This window comes from Anaeromyxobacter paludicola, from assembly GCF_023169965.1.
GTDB lineage: Bacteria > Myxococcota > Myxococcia > Myxococcales > Anaeromyxobacteraceae > Anaeromyxobacter_B > Anaeromyxobacter_B paludicola.
Window position 1 is genome coordinate 3,109,018 of record NZ_AP025592.1, and the last position, 18,403, is coordinate 3,127,420.

10 protein-coding genes are annotated in these 18,403 nt (G+C 74.8%); 2 read left to right on the plus strand and 8 right to left on the minus strand.

Annotated elements, in window-relative coordinates; translation table 11 throughout:
- Positions 1-160 precede the first annotated feature (160 nt).
- The 5 genes from AMPC_RS13970 to AMPC_RS13990 all read right to left on the minus strand — a co-directional run bounded on the left by AMPC_RS13970 (position 161) and on the right by AMPC_RS13990 (position 9,521).
- Positions 161-2,377 (minus strand): vWA domain-containing protein, encoded by a 2,217-nt coding sequence (locus tag AMPC_RS13970; protein ID WP_248341893.1) that lies wholly within the window; start codon positions 2,375-2,377, stop codon positions 161-163.
- On the minus strand, positions 2,374-3,273 hold the full coding sequence (locus AMPC_RS13975) for a DUF58 domain-containing protein (protein WP_248341894.1): 900 nt from the start codon (positions 3,271-3,273) through the stop codon (positions 2,374-2,376). The genes AMPC_RS13970 and AMPC_RS13975 overlap by 4 nt, the downstream gene beginning before the upstream one ends.
- 154 nt (positions 3,274-3,427) lie before the next feature.
- Complete coding sequence (locus AMPC_RS13980) at positions 3,428-4,447, minus strand: AAA family ATPase (protein WP_248346324.1); 1,020 nt, start codon at positions 4,445-4,447, stop codon at positions 3,428-3,430.
- A gap of 17 nt (positions 4,448-4,464) precedes the next feature.
- Positions 4,465-6,057 carry a peptidase MA family metallohydrolase gene (locus tag AMPC_RS13985; RefSeq protein WP_248341895.1) on the minus strand — a complete coding sequence of 531 codons (1,593 nt, stop codon included), beginning with the start codon at positions 6,055-6,057 and terminating at the stop codon, positions 4,465-4,467.
- A gap of 209 nt (positions 6,058-6,266) precedes the next feature.
- Positions 6,267-9,521: a DUF4175 domain-containing protein gene (locus AMPC_RS13990; protein ID WP_248341896.1), complete on the minus strand. Its 3,255-nt coding sequence runs from the start codon at positions 9,519-9,521 to the stop codon at positions 6,267-6,269.
- A gap of 125 nt (positions 9,522-9,646) precedes the next feature.
- Between AMPC_RS13990 and AMPC_RS13995 the strand changes: the two genes are divergently transcribed.
- Positions 9,647-10,249 carry an RNA polymerase sigma factor gene (locus AMPC_RS13995; protein ID WP_248341897.1) on the plus strand — a complete coding sequence of 201 codons (603 nt, stop codon included), beginning with the start codon at positions 9,647-9,649 and terminating at the stop codon, positions 10,247-10,249.
- Entirely contained in the window at positions 10,246-10,710 is a 465-nt protein-coding gene (locus AMPC_RS14000; protein WP_248341898.1) for a zf-HC2 domain-containing protein, read from the plus strand. The genes AMPC_RS13995 and AMPC_RS14000 overlap by 4 nt, the downstream gene beginning before the upstream one ends.
- Positions 10,711-10,769: 59 nt before the next feature.
- Here the strand turns inward: AMPC_RS14000 and AMPC_RS14005 are convergent, their stop codons facing one another.
- The 3 genes from AMPC_RS14005 to AMPC_RS14015 all read right to left on the minus strand — a co-directional run bounded on the left by AMPC_RS14005 (position 10,770) and on the right by AMPC_RS14015 (position 18,253).
- Positions 10,770-11,495 (minus strand): hypothetical protein, encoded by a 726-nt coding sequence (locus AMPC_RS14005; protein WP_248341899.1) that lies wholly within the window; start codon positions 11,493-11,495, stop codon positions 10,770-10,772.
- A gap of 121 nt (positions 11,496-11,616) precedes the next feature.
- Positions 11,617-12,702 (minus strand): Ig-like domain-containing protein, encoded by a 1,086-nt coding sequence (locus AMPC_RS14010; protein WP_248341900.1) that lies wholly within the window; start codon positions 12,700-12,702, stop codon positions 11,617-11,619.
- 28 nt (positions 12,703-12,730) lie between these two features.
- Positions 12,731-18,253 (minus strand): choice-of-anchor D domain-containing protein, encoded by a 5,523-nt coding sequence (locus tag AMPC_RS14015; RefSeq protein WP_248341901.1) that lies wholly within the window; start codon positions 18,251-18,253, stop codon positions 12,731-12,733.
- Between the last annotated feature and the right edge of the window lie 150 nt (positions 18,254-18,403).

The window sequence follows — 18,403 nt, forward strand, 5'->3', positions numbered from 1 at the left end:
AGCGAGGCGCGAGCGCCACCTGGCCGCGAGGCGCCGCGATGCATCGCTTCACGCCGCCCGCGACCAGCACGCCGGCGAGGCGGCAGGCCGCGATGTCCCCTCTCCCGCGAAGCGAAGGAGGGACGGGGAGGGGGTGCGACGCGAGGCCTCCCGGCGCCCGTCACCTCGCCAGCGCGCCCTCGGCGAGGAAGGCGGCGAGGCCGAGGAGGAGGAGCCAGCTCCAGAGCGGGACGGTGCGCTGGGCGGCGGCGGACTTCTCGCCGGTGACCTTGGCGTGGTCGGCGCCGCCGAGCCAGGCGGTGAGCTCGGTGGGATCGATGCGGCGGGTGTCGGACTCGCGGGGGTCGGGCTGGACGGCGAAGGCGAGGCGGGGGTCGAGGCGCGGCGCGGCGCCGGGCTCCTCCACCTTCACCTGCCAGAGGCCGGGGCGGTCGGGGGTGACGGTGAGGGCGCCGTCGGGGCCGCGGTCGGGCGGGAGCTCGCGCCCGTCGGGGCGGACCACCGCGAGCACCTTCTGGCCCCCGCGGGGCTGGAGGGGATGGGCGCCGAGCACGAGGGCGGGCGGCGCGGGCCGGTCCTCGAGGCCGCCGGCGAGGTAGGCGGCGAAGCGCTGCATCGCGGGGAGGAAGCTCGTGCGGATCGTCCAGTCGCTCCAGGCGCGGTCGAGCGTGCTCGTGTAGAGCACCACCCGCCCCTTCCCGCGCCGCGCCTCGACCAGCGCCGGGGCGCCGTCGTCGTAGCTCGCGAGGACCCGCGGCGGCTCGGCCCCCTTCCCGCGGGCCGGCTCGAGCAGCATGTAGCGGAAGGTCCGCGTCCCGAGGAGCCCCTCGCGCGCCTGCCCCTCGAAGACCGAGAGCGCGGGGTGCGTCCAGTCGAGGTCGGCGAAGCGGGCGGCGCGCGCCTCGGCCCCGGGGGTGCCGCGCTCGGCGGCGGTCTTCACCAGCCGGAGCTTCTGCGGGAGCAGCGCGCCCAGCTCCTCGTCGTAGCGGTCCGCGTCCACCTCGTCCCCGAGCGCGATGAAGAGGCCGCCGCCCGCCTCCACCCACCTCGCGAGCTCGGCGGCGCGGGCCCCGACGCTGCGGACGTTCAGGAGGAAGAGGACGTCGTAGTCGGAGAGGCGGACGCCCCCTCCCCGGCCCTCCCCCGCTGCGCGGGAGAGGGAGGACGGCCCCGCGGACTCGGCTGGGGAAGCGCCCACCCCGGAGAACGCCTCCACGTCCACCACGGTGGGCCGCGCGGGCGAGGCGGGCGACGCGAGGGCGGCCTCGAGGAAGAAGCTCTCGTCCTTGTACTTCACCGGCGACGGCGCCCCGTCCACCACCAGGGCGCGGACCTCGTGCGGCACCGACACGGTGAGCGCGCGGGCGTCGTCCACCTCGAGCGCGTCGGGCGCCAGCGCGGCGGTCACGGCGGCGGGGCCGCCCAAGGCGAAGGACCAGGCGAGCGACTTCTTCGCGGTCCCGTTGGGCGGGAGCTCGGCGAAGGCGCGGATGGCGATGCGCTCCTCCTTGCCGGCGCCGACCCGGAGCTGCAGCGGGGCGTCCTTCACCGGGGCCCCGCCGTGGTTCGCGAGCGTGGCGGTGATCCGGTAGCCGCGGGGGCCGACGGCCGCGTCCGGCTCGGCGGCGATCGCCTCGACGGCGACGTTCGGGAGCGGCGCGCCGTCGGCGGCGTCGAGGAGCGTCACCTCCGGCCGGACCTTCGCGCCGCCCGGCCCCTCCACCAGCGGCGGCGGGCCGTCGAGCCGCCAGGCGGAGGCGGTGAGATCGGTGGCCACCGCGATCCGCTTGCCCATGGCGGCGAAGGCGGGGTCGGCGAGCGCCCGCGCCGCGGCGCCGACGCAGGCGGAGAGGTCGGAGTAGCCGAGGGTCGGCTCGGCCCCGGCGAGCTTGCGGCGCAGGCCGGCGCGGTCGAACGAGGGCGGCGCCGCCTCGGGCGCGCCGGGCCCGCCGCACCAGACGAAGGTGGCGGGCTCCTCGGTGGAGAGGTCGTCGAGCGCCTGGAGGGCCAGGGCGCGGCCGCGCTCGAAGAGGGTGCGGCCGCCGAGCTGGTAGGTCATCGAGGCCGAGGCGTCGAGCACGATGGCCACGGCGGAGGGCCCGCGGGGCGCGGCGGCGGCGGCCGCGGCGTCGCGCACGAGGCGCGGGCGGGCGATGGCGCCGGCGACGGCGGCGAGGAGCAGGGTGCGCGCCGCGAAGAGGAGGAGCTTGCGGAGCTTGAGCCGGCGCTCGGTCTGCTGGCGCGCCCGCAGGATGAAGTCGATGGCCGGGAACGGCACCGGCCGCGGCCGCCGCCGGAAGAAGAGGTGGATGGCGAGCGGGAGGGCCGCCGCGAGGAGGCCCCAGGCCAGCCCCGGGTGGAGGAACGAGAGGCTCACGCCGCGCTCCGCTCCCGGCGCGAGAGCCACGGCAAGAGCACCTGATCGAGCGGCCGGCCGGTGTCGCAGAGCTGGTAGTCGAGGTCGGCCGCCGCGGCGCCGCGCCGCACCTCCTCGAGCCAGCGCCCCAGCTCGGCGAGGTAGCCCTTCTTCACGTCGCGCCCGTGCGCCTCCACCTGCCGGGCGTCCTCCATGGACAGGAAGAGCGTCGGGTCGTCGAAGGGGAAGACGAGCTCGGCGGGGTCGAGGGTGTGGAAGACGGTCACGTCGTGCTTGCGGCGGCGGAGCTGCGCGAGCTTCCTGAGCACCGCCTCGTCGCGGTCGAAGAGATCGGAGAGCACCACCACGCTGGCGCGCCGCCCGGCCTGCTCGAGGACGAAGTCCACCGCCGCGCCGAGCGAGGTCGGCCCGGAGGGCGCGAGCCCCTCGAGCGTCTCCACCACCTGCGCGAGGTGGCTCGCGGCGGCCCGCGGCGCCACGTGGCGGACCACCCGGTCCTCCACCACCACCAGGCCGGCCGCGTCCTGCTGGCGCACGAGCAGGTAGGCGAGCGAGGCGGCGAGGGCGCTCGCGTAGTCGAGCTTGGTGAGCCGCTTCTCGTCGCCGCGGTAGCCCATGGAGCCGGAGGCGTCCACCACCAGCCAGGCGCGCAGGTTGGTCTCCTGCTCGAAGCGCTTCACGTAGTACTTGTCGAACTTGCCCCAGGCCTTCCAGTCGATGTGCCGCAGGTCGTCGCCGGGCGCGTACTCCTTGTGCTCGGCGAACTCGACCGACTGGCCGTGCTGCGGCGACTTGTGGAGCCCGGTGAGGAGGCCGTCGGTGATGGCGCGGACCCGCAGCTTGAGCGTCGCCAGCCGGGCCAGGACCACGGGATCGAGCAGGGGGTGCGCGCTCATGCCGCCTGGCCGCCCCTCCCCGGCCCTCCCCGCCCGAGCGGGGAGGGAGTGCCGCGGGGCACGCTCCTGCGCGCATGCCCCGAGCCCCTCTTCCCCTCTCCCGCGGAGCGGGGGAGGGTCAGGGAGGGGGTGCGGCCGGGAGTCCCGAGGCGGCTCACGCCTTCACCTGCTCCAGGAGCCGCTCCACGATCTGCTCGCTCGTCACGTCCTCGCTCTCGGCGCGGAAGTTCCGGATCACCCGGTGCACCAGCACCGGCTTCGCGAGGGCGCGCACGTCCTCCACGCTCGCGGCCATGCGGCCGTGGAGCACGGCGCGGGCCTTGGCGGCGAGGATGAGGTACTGGCTCGCGCGGGGGCCGGCGCCCCAGGAGACGAGCTCCTTCACGAAGGCGGGCGCGGCCGGGTCCTTGGGGCGGGTGAGGCGGACCAGGTCCACCGCGTGGCGGATCACGTGGTCGGCCACCGGGACGCGGAGCACCAGCTCCTGGAGCGCGCGGATCTGCTCCGGCGAGAGCACGCGCGAGAGCACCGGCCGGCGCGCCGCGGTGGTGGAGCGGACGATCTCCGCCTCCTCCTCCGCCGACGGGTAGTCCACGTCCACGTAGAACATGAACCGGTCGAGCTGCGCCTCGGGCAGGGGGTAGGTGCCCTCCTGCTCGATCGGGTTCTGGGTCGCGAAGACCAGGAACGGCAGGTCGAGCGGGTAGGTCCGCCCGCCGGCGGTGACCCGGTACTCCTGCATCGCCTGCAGCAGCGCGGCCTGCGTCTTCGGCGGGGTGCGGTTGATCTCGTCGGCGAGGAGCAGGTTCGCGAAGAGCGGCCCCTGCACGAAGCGGAAGACCCGCTTGCCGGTGGTCCGGTCCTCCTCCAGCACGTCGGTGCCGGTGATGTCGGAGGGCATGAGGTCCGGCGTGAACTGGATCCGGTTGAAGCTGAGGTGGAGCACCTCGGCCACGGTGGAGATGAGGAGCGTCTTCGCGAGCCCGGGCACGCCCACGAAGAGGCAGTGGCCGCGGGCGAAGAGCGCGGTGAGCAGGTGGTCCACCACGTCCTTCTGGCCGACGATGCGCTTCTCGATCTCGCCGAGCATCAGGCGGCGGGCCTCGGCGAGCTGCCGCACCGCCTCGAGGTCGGGCTCGGCGACGCGGGTCTCGAGCGGGATGGGGTCGTTCATGGTGGTCGGGTCTCCGTTCATCGCTCTCCCTCGGCGAGCAGCTTCGCGAACCGCTCCTCGCGCTGCGCGGCGGGCTTGTCGCCGAGCGCGGCCTGGGCCTGCGAGAGCCCGGCGTGGATCTCGGGGTCGAAGGGGTCCACGCGGTTGGCGAGCAACAGCTCGTCCCGCGCCTTCGCCCACTCCTTGCGGCGCACGTGGAGGCGGCCCATCTGCACGTGCAGCGGCGCGCGCTCCGGGTGGGCCGCCAGCGCCTCGGCGAGCGCGGCGCCGGCCTCGGCGTCGTGGCCGGTCATCATGGCGGCGGTGGCGTACTTGCTCGCCAGCACCGGGATCGCGGCGCCCACCTTCTTCACCGCCTTGCCGTACTCGAGCCGGGCCGCCTCCCAGCGGCCGCGCTCGCGGAAGATCTCGCCCAGCCGCGCGAAGCCGCGGGCCCGCTCGTCCGGGATCTCGCTCCACTCGCTGTGGGCGCCGCCGTGCTTCGGGTCGCCCTTGAACCGGAGCGGCCGCGTCTCCTTCTCGGCCCGCGCCGGGAGCGGCCGGGCGGCGATGTGCCGCTTCCAGCCGTCGAGGAAGCCGTCGAAGCTCGTGCCGAGCGCCTGGGCCACGGCGTCCTCGGCGGTGGCGCCCTTCGCGATCCGGTCGAGCACGCCGTTCATGAGCGGCCCGCCGCCCTTCTGCTCCAGGTACTCGACCGCGACCATCACCTCGGCGAAGGCGAGGGCGGCGGCGTGCTGCGAGGGGAGCTTGGCCATCGAGGGGTGCATCTGGGCGAAGGTGATGAGGGCGTCCTTCCTCGCCGCGTCGCGGAGCATCGTCGCCTGCTCGGTGGAGAGCGCCTCGCCGCCCTGGCCGCGCCAGCGGGTCTCCTCGAACTTGGCGATCCCCTCGTGCAGCCAGATGGGCGTGTTGTTTCGGGTGCGCCGCGTCACCACGTAGTGGACGTACTCGTGGGCGGCGGTGTCGAGCCAGTCGTAGCCCTGCAGGAGCGCCTTCGGCGAGACCACCATCAGCTTGTCGAACTTGCAGATGGCGATGGTGCCGCTGGTCTTGATCTCCTCCTCCTTCAAGGTCGAGAGCTTCGCGAGCTCCTTCGTGTCGTTCAGGAACTCGATGGTCACCTTGCCGGGCGGGGCGTAGCCGAGGTCCTTCTCGAGCGCGGCGCGCTGCGACTCGAGGGCGTCGAGGACGTAGGGGACGAGCACCTCGTCCTTGCCGCGCGGGTAGCTCACCACGAAGTGGGCGCCCTCGGCGCGCTGGTGCCCCTTGGTGACCTCGAGGGCGGTGCGGGCGAGGGCGCGGTAGTCGGGCTCGCCCGGCGTGTCCAGGCCCGCGGCGTCGAACAGCGCCACGGCGTCGGCGTAGCGCTGCTGGTGGAAGCGGAGCACGCCGGCGACGAAGGCGACGTCGGGGTCGGAGCCGTCCTTCGCCAGGAGCGGATCGACGATGGCCTTCGCGCCCTCCACGTCCTCGTCCTGCAGGAGCGCGAGGGCGTGCTGGAGGGCCTCGACTTCCGCGTGCCCGGCGCGCGCGGCGCGGGCCGGGAGCGGCAGCAGGGCGACGAGGAGCGCCAGGAGGAGGGCGCCGGCCCTCGAGCTGGAGCTCGCCACTCGCGCGCCTCTTCCCCTCTCCCGCGGAGCGGGGGAGGGATAGGGAGGGGGTGAGACGCGAGGCACCGCTGGCCGCCCCTCCCCTGCCCTCCCCGCCCGAGCGGGGAGGGAGTGCAGCGCGGGAGGCAGCGAGAGCGTGAGCCCCGGAGCCTGTTCCCCTCTCCCGCGGAGCGGGGGAGGGATGGGGAGGGGGCGCGGATGCGGCGGGCTCACTTCACCAGCTCCTGGTAGTAGCGCTTCACCTCGCCCTCGTAGGTCTGGGGGGCGCCCTGCTTCATGGCGTCGAGCAGGTCCTTGCGGAACTCCTCGGGAGCCTTGTAGGCCTCGGCGCCGGGGATCTCCACCTTCTCCGGGCTCGGGGCGTCCTCGCCGTCGCCCTGACCGGAGCCGGGCTGGGTCTGGCCGAAGGGGAACGGGAAGCCGTCGCCGCCGCCGCCGGGGCGGGCGTTCTTCGCCACCTCCTCGAGCCCCTTCTGGAAGCGGTCGAGCGAGTCCATCGCCTGGCGCTGGTGCCCCTGGCCGCGCTGCGGGTCGCGCTGGGCGAGCTCGCCCGCGGCCTGCATCATCTCCCCCTGCGCCTCGCTCATCTGCTGGTCGGCCTCGGGCGGGAAGACCGGGGCCTTCTGCGCCAGCTCGGAGAGCTTCTGCCGCAGCTCGCCGGCGCGGCGCTGCAGCCCGTCCTGCCGCTTCGAGAGCCGGTCGAGCTGCTCCTGCTGCGCCTTGCCGAGCAGGCCCTTCGGGTCGGGGAAGAGCTGCTCGAGCTGCTGCCGGAGCTCGCGCGCCAGCGGGAGCGCCTTGCCGGCGTGCCGGGCCGCCTCCTCCAGCTGGCGGGCGTCGCGCGGCTGGCCCAGCTGACCCAGCCTGGCGAAGCGGGCCTCGTCCTCGAGCGAGGTCGCGAGCCGCTGCAGCGGCGCGGCGGCGCGGCGGGCCGAGTCGAGGGCGGCGTCGAGGTCCTGGGCGCCGAGGGCCCGGCCGGCGTCGCCGAGCCGGTCGCGGGCCTGCTGCGCGTCGTCGTCGGGGCGCTGCGGCACCGCCTGGCGCGACGCCTCCACCTCGCGCCGCGCCTGCTCGGCGAGCTGCTGGAGCTTGCGGGTCTGGCCCTTCAGCTGCGCCAGCTTCTCGCCCACCTTCTTGCGGTACTGCTGCCGGATCGCGCCGGTCTCCGACTCGACCTGCTGCTGCTCGGCCCGGACCTTCCCGAGCTCGTCCTTGAAGGCGAGCATCTCCTTCATGAGCCCGGCGTTGCGCCGGCCCGGCTCGCCGGCCGTGCGCTCCAGCCCGGCGAGCATGTCCTGCATGGCGCTGCCCATGGCGTCGAGCGCCTTCATGGCGCCCTCGAGGTCGCCCTGCGCGAGCTTCTTCTCCACCTCGTCCATGCCGCCGGCGAGGTCGCGGCTCTTCTGCAGCTCCGCCAGCGCCTCGGCGTTCATGTGCTCGTCGTTGATCCCCTTGGCGAGCTCGGCCATGCGCTGCGCCATCTCCTGCATGCGCCGCTTCATCCGGCCGATCTCGGCGAGGAGCTGCTTCTTCGCCGCGTCGCTCGGGCTCTGCTTGTACTGATCCAGGAGCTGGGCGAGGTCGCGCCGCCGGGCGGCGAGGTCCTGCGCGAGGTGGAGCAGGTCCTCGGCGCGGCGGCGGTCGAGGAGCTGCTCGAGGTAGAGGACGTCCTTCTCGAGCTCGGCGTCCATGGCGTCGTCGAGATCGGCGGCGCGCCGCTGGAGCTGGCCGCCCGTCTCGCCGGGCGAGAACTGGAGCATGCGCGCCACCGTCTGGTGGAGCGCGGTGAGCTGCTGCTCGGCGGCGCGGAGCCCGGCGGCGACGTTGGCGAGCGCGGCCGGGAGCTCCTTGGGCGCCGCCCTCTCCTTCTTCATGGCCAGGGCGGCCTCGCGCACGTCCTGGTGGAGCTTCTTCGCGCGCGCGTCGAGCGCGAGCGCCTGCGCGGCCCGGGTGTCGGTCCAGGCCCGGTCCTCGCCGCCGCGGAACGCGAGCCGGTCGCCGAGGAGCCCCACGAGCTGCTCCCAGAGCGCGCGGGCCTGCTCGAGCAGGGCGCGGTGGTGCTCGGCCTCGCTGTAGAGCTTCACCGCGTGGGTGGCGGAGGCGGCGCGCTTCGGGCCCGAGACGGCGTCGTTGTCGCGCACCTCGAGCCAGTAGAGGAGCTTCTCGCCCTCGGCGAGCCGGTAGGCGGCGAGGTCGAGGAGCAGCGAGCCGCCCTCGCGGCGGGTCTCGCTGAACTGCTTCAGCGGGCGGCGCTCCTCGTCGCCGGCGGGGAGCTTGGTGACGAGGGTGAGGTCCGAGAGGCCGTAGTCGTCGGAGGCGGACCAGTCGACGCGGACGGGATCGGTGGAGCGGACCTCCAGCTCCGCGGCCGGCGCGGTGATGCGGACCTCGGGGAAGGCGTCGGGCTCGAGGACCACCGGGATGGGCGGACCCTCGGCGACGACGCGGCGTCCCTTCTTGAAGCGGAAGCGGTAGGAGCCGGGGGCGTCCACCTGGAAGGAGGCGGTGAGGCCGCGCCGATCCTGCACCGTCACCGGGATGATGCGGCTGCGGGGCGCGGCGCCCCCTCCCTGGCCCTCCCCCGCTGGCGCGGGAGAGGGGATGAGAGGAGCCGAGGGGCTGGCCTGGGGAGGCGCCGCGGCACTCCCTCCCCGCTCGGGCGGGGAGGGCTGGGGAGGGGCGGCCAGCGGAGCCGCCCCGCTCTCCTCGAGCACGATCTCGGCCTCCGCGACGTCGCGGTCGGCGCGGGTGCGCAGGGTGACCTCGGTGCCGCGCGGCGCGCTCACCTCGCCGCCGGTGCCGGAGAGGGTCCGGGGCGCGCGGCTCATGTAGGCGGGGTAGCGGTAGACGAGCTCCACGTCCCCGGTGATGGGGTCGGCGCGGGCGGCGAGCGCGGCGGCGCCGCGGGCGGTGAGGAGCGTCCAGCCGGCGGCGAGGGGCTTCCAGCCCAGGGCGAGGCCGAGGAGGTGCAGCGCGGCCATCGCCCCGAGCGCCCCGAGCGCGCGGCGCGCCGGCAGCGACGGGATGGCGCGGGAGAGGTCCACGGCCACCGCCCGGCGGGCCGTGTCGTCGAGGTGCGCGTCGAGGAGCGCCACCGAGTACCGCCCGTCGGCGGCGATCTCCGCCCGCTCCCGCTCGAGCTCGACGGCGGAGACGAGGTCGGAGCGGAGCGCCGGCTCGGCCTCGGCGACCGTCCGGGCCACCGCCTCCGGCGCCGCCGCCCGGCGGAAGAGCGCGACCGCGGCCCAGCCGGCGGCGCAGGCGAGGGCGATGGCGGCCGCCCCCAGGGTCGCGAGCCGGAGCGCGGGGGCGCGTCCCGGCCAGCCGGCGAGCGCGAGCGCGCCGAGCAGGAGCACGGCCAGCCCCGCCGCGAGCCCCCACCCGGCGGCCGTCCCGAGGACGACGAGGGCCTCTCGCCGGCGAGCCCCGTCGAGGACCCGGGCGATCTGGGGGTAGCTGCCGGACATGCGGAGCTACTGATAGTAGCGCGACGGGGCGGGGGCGGCTGCGGAACCAGCGGCCAGGGAAGAACGCCGCTGTGGTAGTTTTCCCCGCCGCGGTGAATTTCCCCGCCGCCCCGACCGTCCAGCGCATGGAAGCCGACGACGACGCCCTCGTGACCCGCGCCCAGCGAGGCGACGGGGAGGCTTTTCGGGAGCTGGTCGTCCGCTACCAGAGAAAGGTGTACGCCGTGGCGCTCGGCATCGTGAAGGATCCGGACCTCGCCTGGGACGTCGCCCAGGAGGCGTTCGTCCGGGTGCACCGCCACCTGGCCGAGTTCAAGGGCGACTCGAGCTTCTCCACCTGGGTGCTGCGCATCGCCACCCACCTCGGGATCGACGTGGTCCGCAAGGAGCGGACGTCGTCCAAGCAGGAGCTCGACGAGGTCCGGGACGAGAGCCTGGCCGAGGGGGGCGAGGGGATCCTGGCGACGGCGCTGGGCGACGACCCGCAGGCGAACGCGCTCCGGCGCGAGCTGGCGGAGAACATGGAGCGGGCGCTGGCGCAGCTCCCGGAGAAGCACCGGACGATCCTCGTGCTCCGCGAGGTGGAGGGGCTCTCCTACGAGGAGCTGGCCGAGCGGCTCGGGATCCACAAGGGCACCGTGATGAGCCGGCTGTTCCACGCGCGGAAGAAGATGCAGGCGCTCCTCGCCGAGTACGCCGGGCTCGCGCCCGGGGGAGGCGCGCCGTGAGCGCCTGCGTGCGGTTCGCGCCCATGCTGACGGCGCGCCGGGGCGAGCTCTCGGCGGAGGAGCAGGCCGGGCTCGCCGGGCACCTCGCGGGCTGCGCGCGGTGCCGCGCCATCCAGAAGGACCTGCTGGCCGTCGAGGGCGTGGTGGGCTACGGGCTCACGCGGGCGGCGGCGGCGCGGGACTTCAGCGGGTTCGCGGAGGGTGTGCTGGCGCGGCTCGAGGCGGCGCCGGCGGACCACGAGGGCGCGCTGCGCCGGCTCGCGGCCTGGTTCCGGGCGCACCGGGCGCTCGCGTTCGGCGCGGCGATGGCCCCGGTGGCGGCGGCGCTGGCGCTCTACCTGCTCCTGCCCGGCGCTGGCCCGGAGAACGACCTCGACGTGGTCACCGAGGGGCGGAGCGCGACGGTGCTGCGCACGAGCGACGGACCGGTGGTGCTCATCGGGAGCGACGAGCCGACGTAGCGCGGCCTGGCGGCCCCTCCCCAGCCCTCCCCGCCCGGCGGGGAGGAGAGACTCACGGCTCAGCGCAGCGTCCTCCGGCCGGCGACGGCGTCGGTGAGGGGGAGCTGCATCTCCATGCGGGTCCCGGGGCGCGCGGCGGCCATGGGCACGCGGGCGCCGCGGAGGAGCTGCTGGGCGCAGCCCACGAGCGCAGGGCTGGCGTCGCCCTCGCGCTCCACGGCGGCGTCGTGGACGAGCACCTGGCCGTCGAGCGTCTCCATGGTGAGGCGGAGCACCGTCTGGGCCTCGTGGCCGGCCGGGGCGGGGCGCGGCGAGCGGGCGGCGCACTCGTCGATCTTCCCCTGCAGGTCGCCGAGCGCGGAGAAGAAGTCCCAGGTCTGCCGCGAGGGCTTGAGCGTCACCGGGCGCGGGGGATCGGCGGGCGACGGGTGGGCGACGCCGCTCGTCGCGGTGCGCTTGCGGCCCGGCGCCGGGGGCGGCGGCGGCACCGCCGGGATGGCGCGGGCGCCCTCGGGGAGCAGCGTGGGCGGCATCGCGGGCGAGGCGGACGCGCCCGCAGGGCCGGCGGCGGCGCTCGCGGGGGCGTCGTCGCCGTCGAGCAGGGACGGGGCGCGGGCGCGCAGGATGAAGGCCAGGCTGCCGGCGAGCAGGAGCGCGTTGGCGGCGAGGCCGAGGGCGAGGAGGCGGCGGGAGGAGACGGGGTGCTCGTCCAGGCCACCCCGAGCACCTCTTCCCCTCTCCCGCGGAGCGGGGGAGGGAAAGGGAGGGGGTGAGACGCGGGGCACCCCTGGCCGCCCCTCCCCTGCCCTCTCCGCCCGAGCGGGGAGGGAGGGCAGCGGGGTCAGCCGGGGCCTTTGAGCGTGCGGGGCCCCGGCGCCCCTCCTGGCGAGCGCTCCGGCCACCTCGCTACCTCGCCGCCACCGAGAGCTGGAAGTGACCGCCGGTCCCGGAGGACTCCCCGTCCACCTCGGCGTAGAGCTCGCCGGCGGCGCTGGCCGTGGTGGTGCAGGCGTCGTCCACGTTGCCGGAGAGGTACGACGCGCAGGCCTCGCCGTAGAGGTAGGGATCGGAGTAGACGGCGAGGTCGAGGTCGGCGGTCAGGCCCGAGAGCTTGAGCTGGTACTGCGCGCCGGGCGTGAGGCCGGTCACCTTGTAGACGGCGGTGTGCGCGTCCACCGAGCCGGACAGCGCCGGCTGGCCCAGGGCGAGCGTGCCGGCGAGGGCGGCCGGGGTCGGGGTGGCGAGCGCGAGCTGGTAGCTCGAGCCGGCCTCGCTCCAGGTGCCGTCCACGGAGACGAAGAGCTCGCCCTTGGCGGTGGCCTGCGCCAGGCAGGACTCGGGCGCCGTGCCGACCGTGGACGAGCTGCAGAGGAGCGCGTCCTGCGCGAGGCTCGCGTCGGCGTAGACGGCGAGGTCGAGGTCGTCGGTGAGGCCGCCGAGGGTGACCACGTAGAACCCGCCCGGCGTGAGACCGGTGTAGCGGACGTAGGCCTGGGTGGCGCCGACCTGGCCGGTCGCGGGCGGCGCGGGGGCCGTGGCCACGTTGGTGGCGGCCCGGGCGGTGAACTGGGCGGCGCCGGAGAGGCCGCTCGCGGGGTCGCGGGCGGTCAGGGTGGCGGTGCCGGCCCCGGCCGCGGTGACCACGCCGGCGGGGGTCACGGCGGCGACGGCCGGGTCCGAGGAGGACCACTGCAGCGTTCCGGAGAACGCCGCGGTGGTCCCGTTGGCGTAGCGGGCGGTGACCGCGAGCTGGGTCTGGTCGCCGACCACGGCGAAGGCGGCGCCGGGTGTGACGGCGAGGCCGCTCAGCGCGGGCGGGGCGCTCGAGCTGCTCTTGCAGCCGGTGGCGGCGACGGCGGCGAGGAGCGCGAGGGCGCAGGCGCGGAGCCACTGCGACGGCTGGCCGCCCCTCCCCTGCCCTCCCCGCCGGAGCGGGGAGGGAGCGCGGCGGGAGGCCGGGGCATCAGCGAGGCGTCGATCGTTCGCGTTCATGTTTCCTCCGGGATCGAGCGGCGCGGGCCTACTGCCCGGCTCCGGTGAGGGTGACCGACTGCGAGGCGGCGGGGGCCGCCGCGCGGACGTTGAGGGTGGCGGTCTTGGTGCCGGCGCTCGTGGGCGTGAAGGTCACGTTCACGGTGCAGCTCGCGCCGGTCGCCAGGGTGGCCGGGCAGTTGTTGGTCTGGGCGTAGTTCCACGGGCTGCTGCCGCCGAGCGTGATGCCGCGGATCCCGAGCGGCGCCGCGTTGCCGTTGGTGATGGTGACCACCTGCGCCGCGCTGGTGGTGCCCACCGCCTGCTTCGCGAAGGTGAGCGCCGTCGGGCTGACCGCGTAGGTCGGGACCACGATGGTGCCGGACAGGCCCACGCTCACCGGGGTGGCCGGGGCCGCCGCGTTGATCGTGAGGGTGGCCGTCTTCGTGAGCACGCCGCCGTAGGTGGTGGGCGTGAAGGTCACGTCGATGGTGCAGCTCGCGCCCACGGCCAGGCCGCCGCCGCAGTTGTTGGTCTGGGCGAACTGGCTCGGGCTCGCGCCGCCGAGGCCGATGCCGTTCAGGGTGAGCGGCGCCGTGCCGGTGTTGGTGAGCGTCACCGTCTGGGCCGCGCTCGTCACGTTCATCCCGCTCGAGAAGGTGAGCGAGGACGGGGTGGCCGAGGCCACCGGCGCGGTGCCGGTGCCGGTGAGCGCCACGGTCTGCGGGGAGACCGGGTCGGCGGTGGCGACCGACAAGGCGGCCGTCGCCGGGCCCGCGGCGGTGGGCGAGAACCGGACCGAGACGGTGCAGGACCGGCCGGCGGCGATCGACGTGCCGCAGTTGTTGTTGAAGCTGAAGCTCGCGGCGTTGGTCCCGGTGAGGGTGACGGAGGTGAGGGCCAGCGCGGTGGTGCCGGTGTTGAGGAGCGTCACCGTGTGGCCGGCGCTGGTGGTCCCGACGAGCTGGTTGCCGAAGGCGACCGCCGCGGGCGCGAGGGCGAGCGCCGTGCCGGTGCCGGCGAGCGACGCCGAGACGGTGGGGTTCACCGGGTCGGAGCTCGCCACGGTCAGCGCGCCGGAGCGGGCGCCGGACGTGGTCGGCGTGAAGGTGACCGAGATGGTGCAGCTCGCGCCGACGGCGAGGCTCGCCGGGCAGTTGCTGGTCTGGGCGAAGTCGCCGGTGACCGAGATCCCGCTCACGGCGAGCGGCGCCGTCCCGGTGTTGGCGAGCGTGGCGACCTGCGCCGGGCTCGTCGTGGCGATGACCTGGGCGCCGAAGGTCAGCGAGGCCGGGGTGAGCGAGGCGGTCGGGGCCACCACGGTGCCGGCGAGGGCCACCGAGGCGGTCGGGCGCGCCGGGTCGGAGCTCAGCACGCCGAGCGAGGCCGCCTTCGGGGCCACCGTCGCCGGCGTGAAGGTGACCGAGATGGTGCAGGTCGCGCCGACGGCGAGGCTCGCGGGGCAGGTGCTGGTCTGGGCGAACTCCGCGGCGTTGGCGCCGGAGAGCCCGACGCCGGAGACGAGGAGCGGGGCGGTGCCGGCGTTGCCGACCGTCACCACCTGCGCCGCGCTGGTCGTGGCCACGAGCTGGTTCGGGAAGGTGAGCGAGGCCGGCGAGAGGGTGATGGCCGGCGCGATGCCGGTGCCGGCGAGGGTCACGAGCACCGCCGGGTTGGCCGGGTCGGTGGTGTTGAGGGTGAGCCGGCCGGCGCGGGCGCCGAGCCCGCCGGGCGTGAAGGTCACCTGGAAGGTGCAGCTCGCGCCGACGGCGACGCTGGCGGGGCAGCCCGTGGTGGCGGCGAAGTCGGCCGGGTTGGCGCCGGCGATGGCGAAGCCGGTGTAGCCGAGCGGCGCGGTGCCGGCGTTGGTGAGGGTCACCGTGAGCGCCGGGGCGCTGGTGGTCCCGAGGAGCTGCGGGGCGAAGGTGAGCGCCGTCGGGGCGACCGAGGCCGCCGGGGCCACGCCCACGCCGACCAGGGTGGCCGTGACCACCGGGTTGGCCGGGTCGGAGGTGGCGACCGAGAGCACCGCCCCGCGCTGCCCGAGGGCGCCCGGCTTGAAGGTGACCGCGTAGTCGCAGGTCTGTCCGGCGACGAGGCTCCCGGCGCAGGTGGTGGTGACGGCGAAGTCGCCGGGGGTGACGCCGGAGAGGGTGGCCGCGCCGATCGAGAGGGCGCCGGCGCCGGTGGCCGAGAGCGTGGCCGTGAGCGGGGCGCTCACCACGCCGACGAGCTGGTTGCCGAAGTCGAGCGTCGCCGGGGCGAGCGCCGCGGTCGGCGAGGCGCCGAGCATGGCGGTGTTGGACCAGGCCGAGGCGACCACGTTGTCACCGTACGGGCCGGTGATCCGCTTCACCGCCTGGACCCGGTAGTACCAGGCCACGGTGGCGTCGGCGACGGTGCCCGAGAAGCCGACCGCGACCGGTCCCTGCGCCGTCGCCGGCACCGTGGTCGTGGTCGGCGCGGTGAAGGCCGCGTCGGCCGACTGCTGCACGGCGAACTCGGTGGCCGACGCGGAGTTGTCGGTGAACGAGCCGGTCACGGACGTGCCCGACGCGGACACCGCCAGCCCGGACGGCGCCTCGGGCGTGGCGAGGTGCACGATGGGCCGCATCATGTCGTTCTCCTCGTGGCCGAGGAGGTGGCAGTGCCACACGTACTCACCGCCGTAGTTGAACTCTGCGTTCGTCCCGTTGACGGTGGCGCCGGTGAGCGGGTCGAAGTAGGTGACCGCCCCGCCCGCGGGCTGCGTCACGTCCTGGAGCCGGTGCATGTCGGGCAGGACGAAGGGCACCACGGGCGTGATGGGCAGCACCGCCACGATCACGTCCTCGAGCGGGCTCATGCGGACCGACTCCTTCCACCCGAGCTCGTTGGGATCGGGCGGCCGGATCTGGCCGTCCCAGCCGACGCGGTTCACCACCTGGACGTTGAAGAGGTGGAAGTGGACGGTGTGGGTGTCCACGCCGTTGTGCGTGATCTTCCAGAGCTGCGGCTGGCCGTCGAGCGTGAAGTCGGTGGGCGGGTCGACGTAGCCGACCGGGATGGTGGTCTGCGTGGTCGCCGTCGTGTTGGGGATCTCGGTCGCCAGCGTGGCGTTCATGCGGCCCGCGGGGTCGAAGAGCTCCTGGATGCCCTTCGGCAGCAGCGGGATGGTCACCGGCGCGCTGCCGTTGATGGGCGTGAAGGTGAGGCCGGTGGTGTTCTGGATGCGGGCGTAGTTGTCGGTGAGCGTGGTGCCGTACGCCGGGCCGTAGGCCGACTCCGGCACCACCGGGACGGGCTGCGAGGCGGCGAACGGGCCGGGCTGCCCGCTCGTGCCGTTGAACGCCGCCTGGAGCGAGGCCAGGTCGAACGGCGCGGCCGCCGGCGCGCTCGAGACCACGAACTGCATGAAGGTGCGGGTGTTGGGACCGTAGCCGGGGAGCGTGGTGGGCGCGCCGCCGCTCGAGGCCTGGTCCATGTTGCCGGTGTAGTAGTCGTAGCGGGTGTCGAAGGCCGGGAACGGCGCCGGGGCGTCGTTGTAGAGGATGAGCTTCGAGCCGGCCGGCACCTGCGAGAAGTCCACGATCACGTCGGCGCGCTCGGCGGGGCCGAGCGTGAGGGCGTGCGTGGAGACGTTGAGCACCACGATGTTGCGCCGGTTGTACTCGTAGCCGACCGGGGTGGGGTCGATCTGGACCGGCGCCGGGAGGAAGCCGCCCTCCGAGCCGATCTGGATGAAGGACGGGCCGGCGGTGGTCGGATCGGGCACGCCGCCGTCGCGGCCGTCGGTGGGCCAGGTGGAGGGCCAGCAGCCCGAGGCCGGGTTGGTGACCGCGACGCCGTTCACGATGGAGACGTAGCCGGGCGTGCCGACGGTGATGCCGGGCGCGCAGGCCGGCACGGGGTCGGAGGCGCCGTGGGGCGTCGCCGGCACCATCTTCACCTCGGTCCCGGAGGCGTCGGCGAAGAAGATGGAGAGGTTCACGCTCCGGTCGTTGGCGGCGTTGAGGATGCGGAAGCGGTAGGCCTTCCGGTCCACCGTGAAGGTCGGGTAGGCCGTGCCGTTCACGAGCGGCGTGTCCATGAAGCCCTCGGGCACGATGGACGGGTTGGGCAGGCCGGGGGTGCAGGGGCCGGTCGCCGGCGGCACCGGGCACTGCTCACCCGGCGTAGAGGGCCACGGCGGCCAGAACCACGGTCCGTAGTCCCAGCGGCCGAACGCGTTCACGCCCTGCGAGTCGTAGGGGTTCTGGTTGGGGACGTAGACGTGCGGGAACCAGAGGTTGCCCGGGCCGCCCCACTTCGCCGTGTCCCAGGTCGGATCCTGCTGGGCGAGCTGGGTCGTGTCCGGGACGAAGGTCTTGTCCTGCAGGATGAGCGGGACGCCGAGGTGGTACACGCCGCCGAGGTCCGGGATCACCTTCTTGTTCGAGATGAGGTCCTCCTCGACGGGGTCGGTGAGGAGGTAGCCGGCCGCCTCGCCGGCGTAGACGTTGAGCCGCGTCACGCCGTAGGAGTGGTCGTGGTAGAACATGAACCGGGCGGACTGCTGGTTCGTGTAGTAGTAGGTCCCGGCGCCGTCGCCCGGATCCGGCATGTCGGGGACGTTGCGCTGCGAGACGCCGCGCTTGAGCGTGGCCGGGTCGCCGGCCGGCGTGATCCACTGGTGCGGCGTGCCGTCGCTGATCCACGGGGTCACGCCGCCGTGGAGGTGCAGCTCGGCCCGGTTCTCGGTGTAGCTCGAGCCGTCGGGGCCCATGCCCGCGCCCATCACCGTGGTGTCCACGGGGAGGAAGAGCTTGCTGCCCGGCTGGTCGGAGGTGGGGAGCTCGTTCGTGAACTTGATGCGGACCGGCCGGTCCTTCTGCGCCACGATGACGGGGCCGAGGTAGTGCGGGAGCTGGTCGTTCGGCGCGGCGGCGAGCTTGTCGTAGTAGCCGCGCACCTGCGTGGTGGCCGGCAGGTTGGTGTGGAACTGCTGCGTGTAGTTGACGACGCCGATCTCGTAGTAGTCGGAGTTGGGGAAGCGGGTCGTGTCGGGGGTCGCGACGGGGATGTACTGCCCGAGGTTGTTGGCGTTGGCGCTCCCCAGGCCCGGCAGCCCGTCCACGAACTTCTTGATGCCGCCGGAGACGTAGGTGGTGCAGGTCTCCGGGATCTGCGTGGTGGGGTTCACCGGGCAGTCGGCGTCGGAGTAGCAGAGCTGGGTGGTGGTCACCGAGCAGGCGCGCACCGGGAGCGGGCTGTTGGCGTAGTTGCCGACGTTGAAGACGTCGGGGGTGCCGCCCGGGTTCATGGTGGGGGCGAGCGTGGCCGCGCTCACTCCGGAGCCGGCGAGCGCGGCGGCGAGGCCGGCCTTGGCGGTGGTGGTGGTGGTCGTCGTCGGCGTGGTCGTGGTGGCCGGGGCCGCCGCCGCCTTCGCCGCGGCGCGGCGCTGCGCCGCCGCCTGCCGGTCGGCGTTGGTGACGCGGCGCATCGCGGTCACGTTCGCCGACGAGGCCGTACCTTGAGTTTGGGATAGGGCCAGGGTCGGAGCGAGAGCTGCGTTCACGACCAGTGTCGCGAGGACGATGAAGTTGATGCGCATGCGTGGTCTCCCCTGGCGGCGCGCCGCTATCCCTGGTGCCCGCGACCTGGCCGGCCGCGTACGTGGCGAGCGCTAGAGCAAAGGGCGCGCCGGGTGGGTCGCTCCCGGAGCGTGTCACGTGTTCCTGGGATTCACGCACCGTCGCGTCAC

Coding starts and splice junctions, on each gene's coding strand:
- AMPC_RS13975 (WP_248341894.1), bottom strand. CDS start 3,273: ATGAGCGCGCACCCCCTGCTCGATCCCGTGGTCCTGGCCCGGCTGGCG.
- AMPC_RS13980 (WP_248346324.1), bottom strand. CDS start 4,447: ATGAACGACCCCATCCCGCTCGAGACCCGCGTCGCCGAGCCCGACCTC.
- AMPC_RS13990 (WP_248341896.1), bottom strand. CDS start 9,521: ATGTCCGGCAGCTACCCCCAGATCGCCCGGGTCCTCGACGGGGCTCGC.
- AMPC_RS13995 (WP_248341897.1), top strand. CDS start 9,647: ATGGAAGCCGACGACGACGCCCTCGTGACCCGCGCCCAGCGAGGCGAC.
- AMPC_RS14010 (WP_248341900.1), bottom strand. CDS start 12,702: ATGAACGCGAACGATCGACGCCTCGCTGATGCCCCGGCCTCCCGCCGC.
- AMPC_RS14015 (WP_248341901.1), bottom strand. CDS start 18,253: ATGCGCATCAACTTCATCGTCCTCGCGACACTGGTCGTGAACGCAGCT.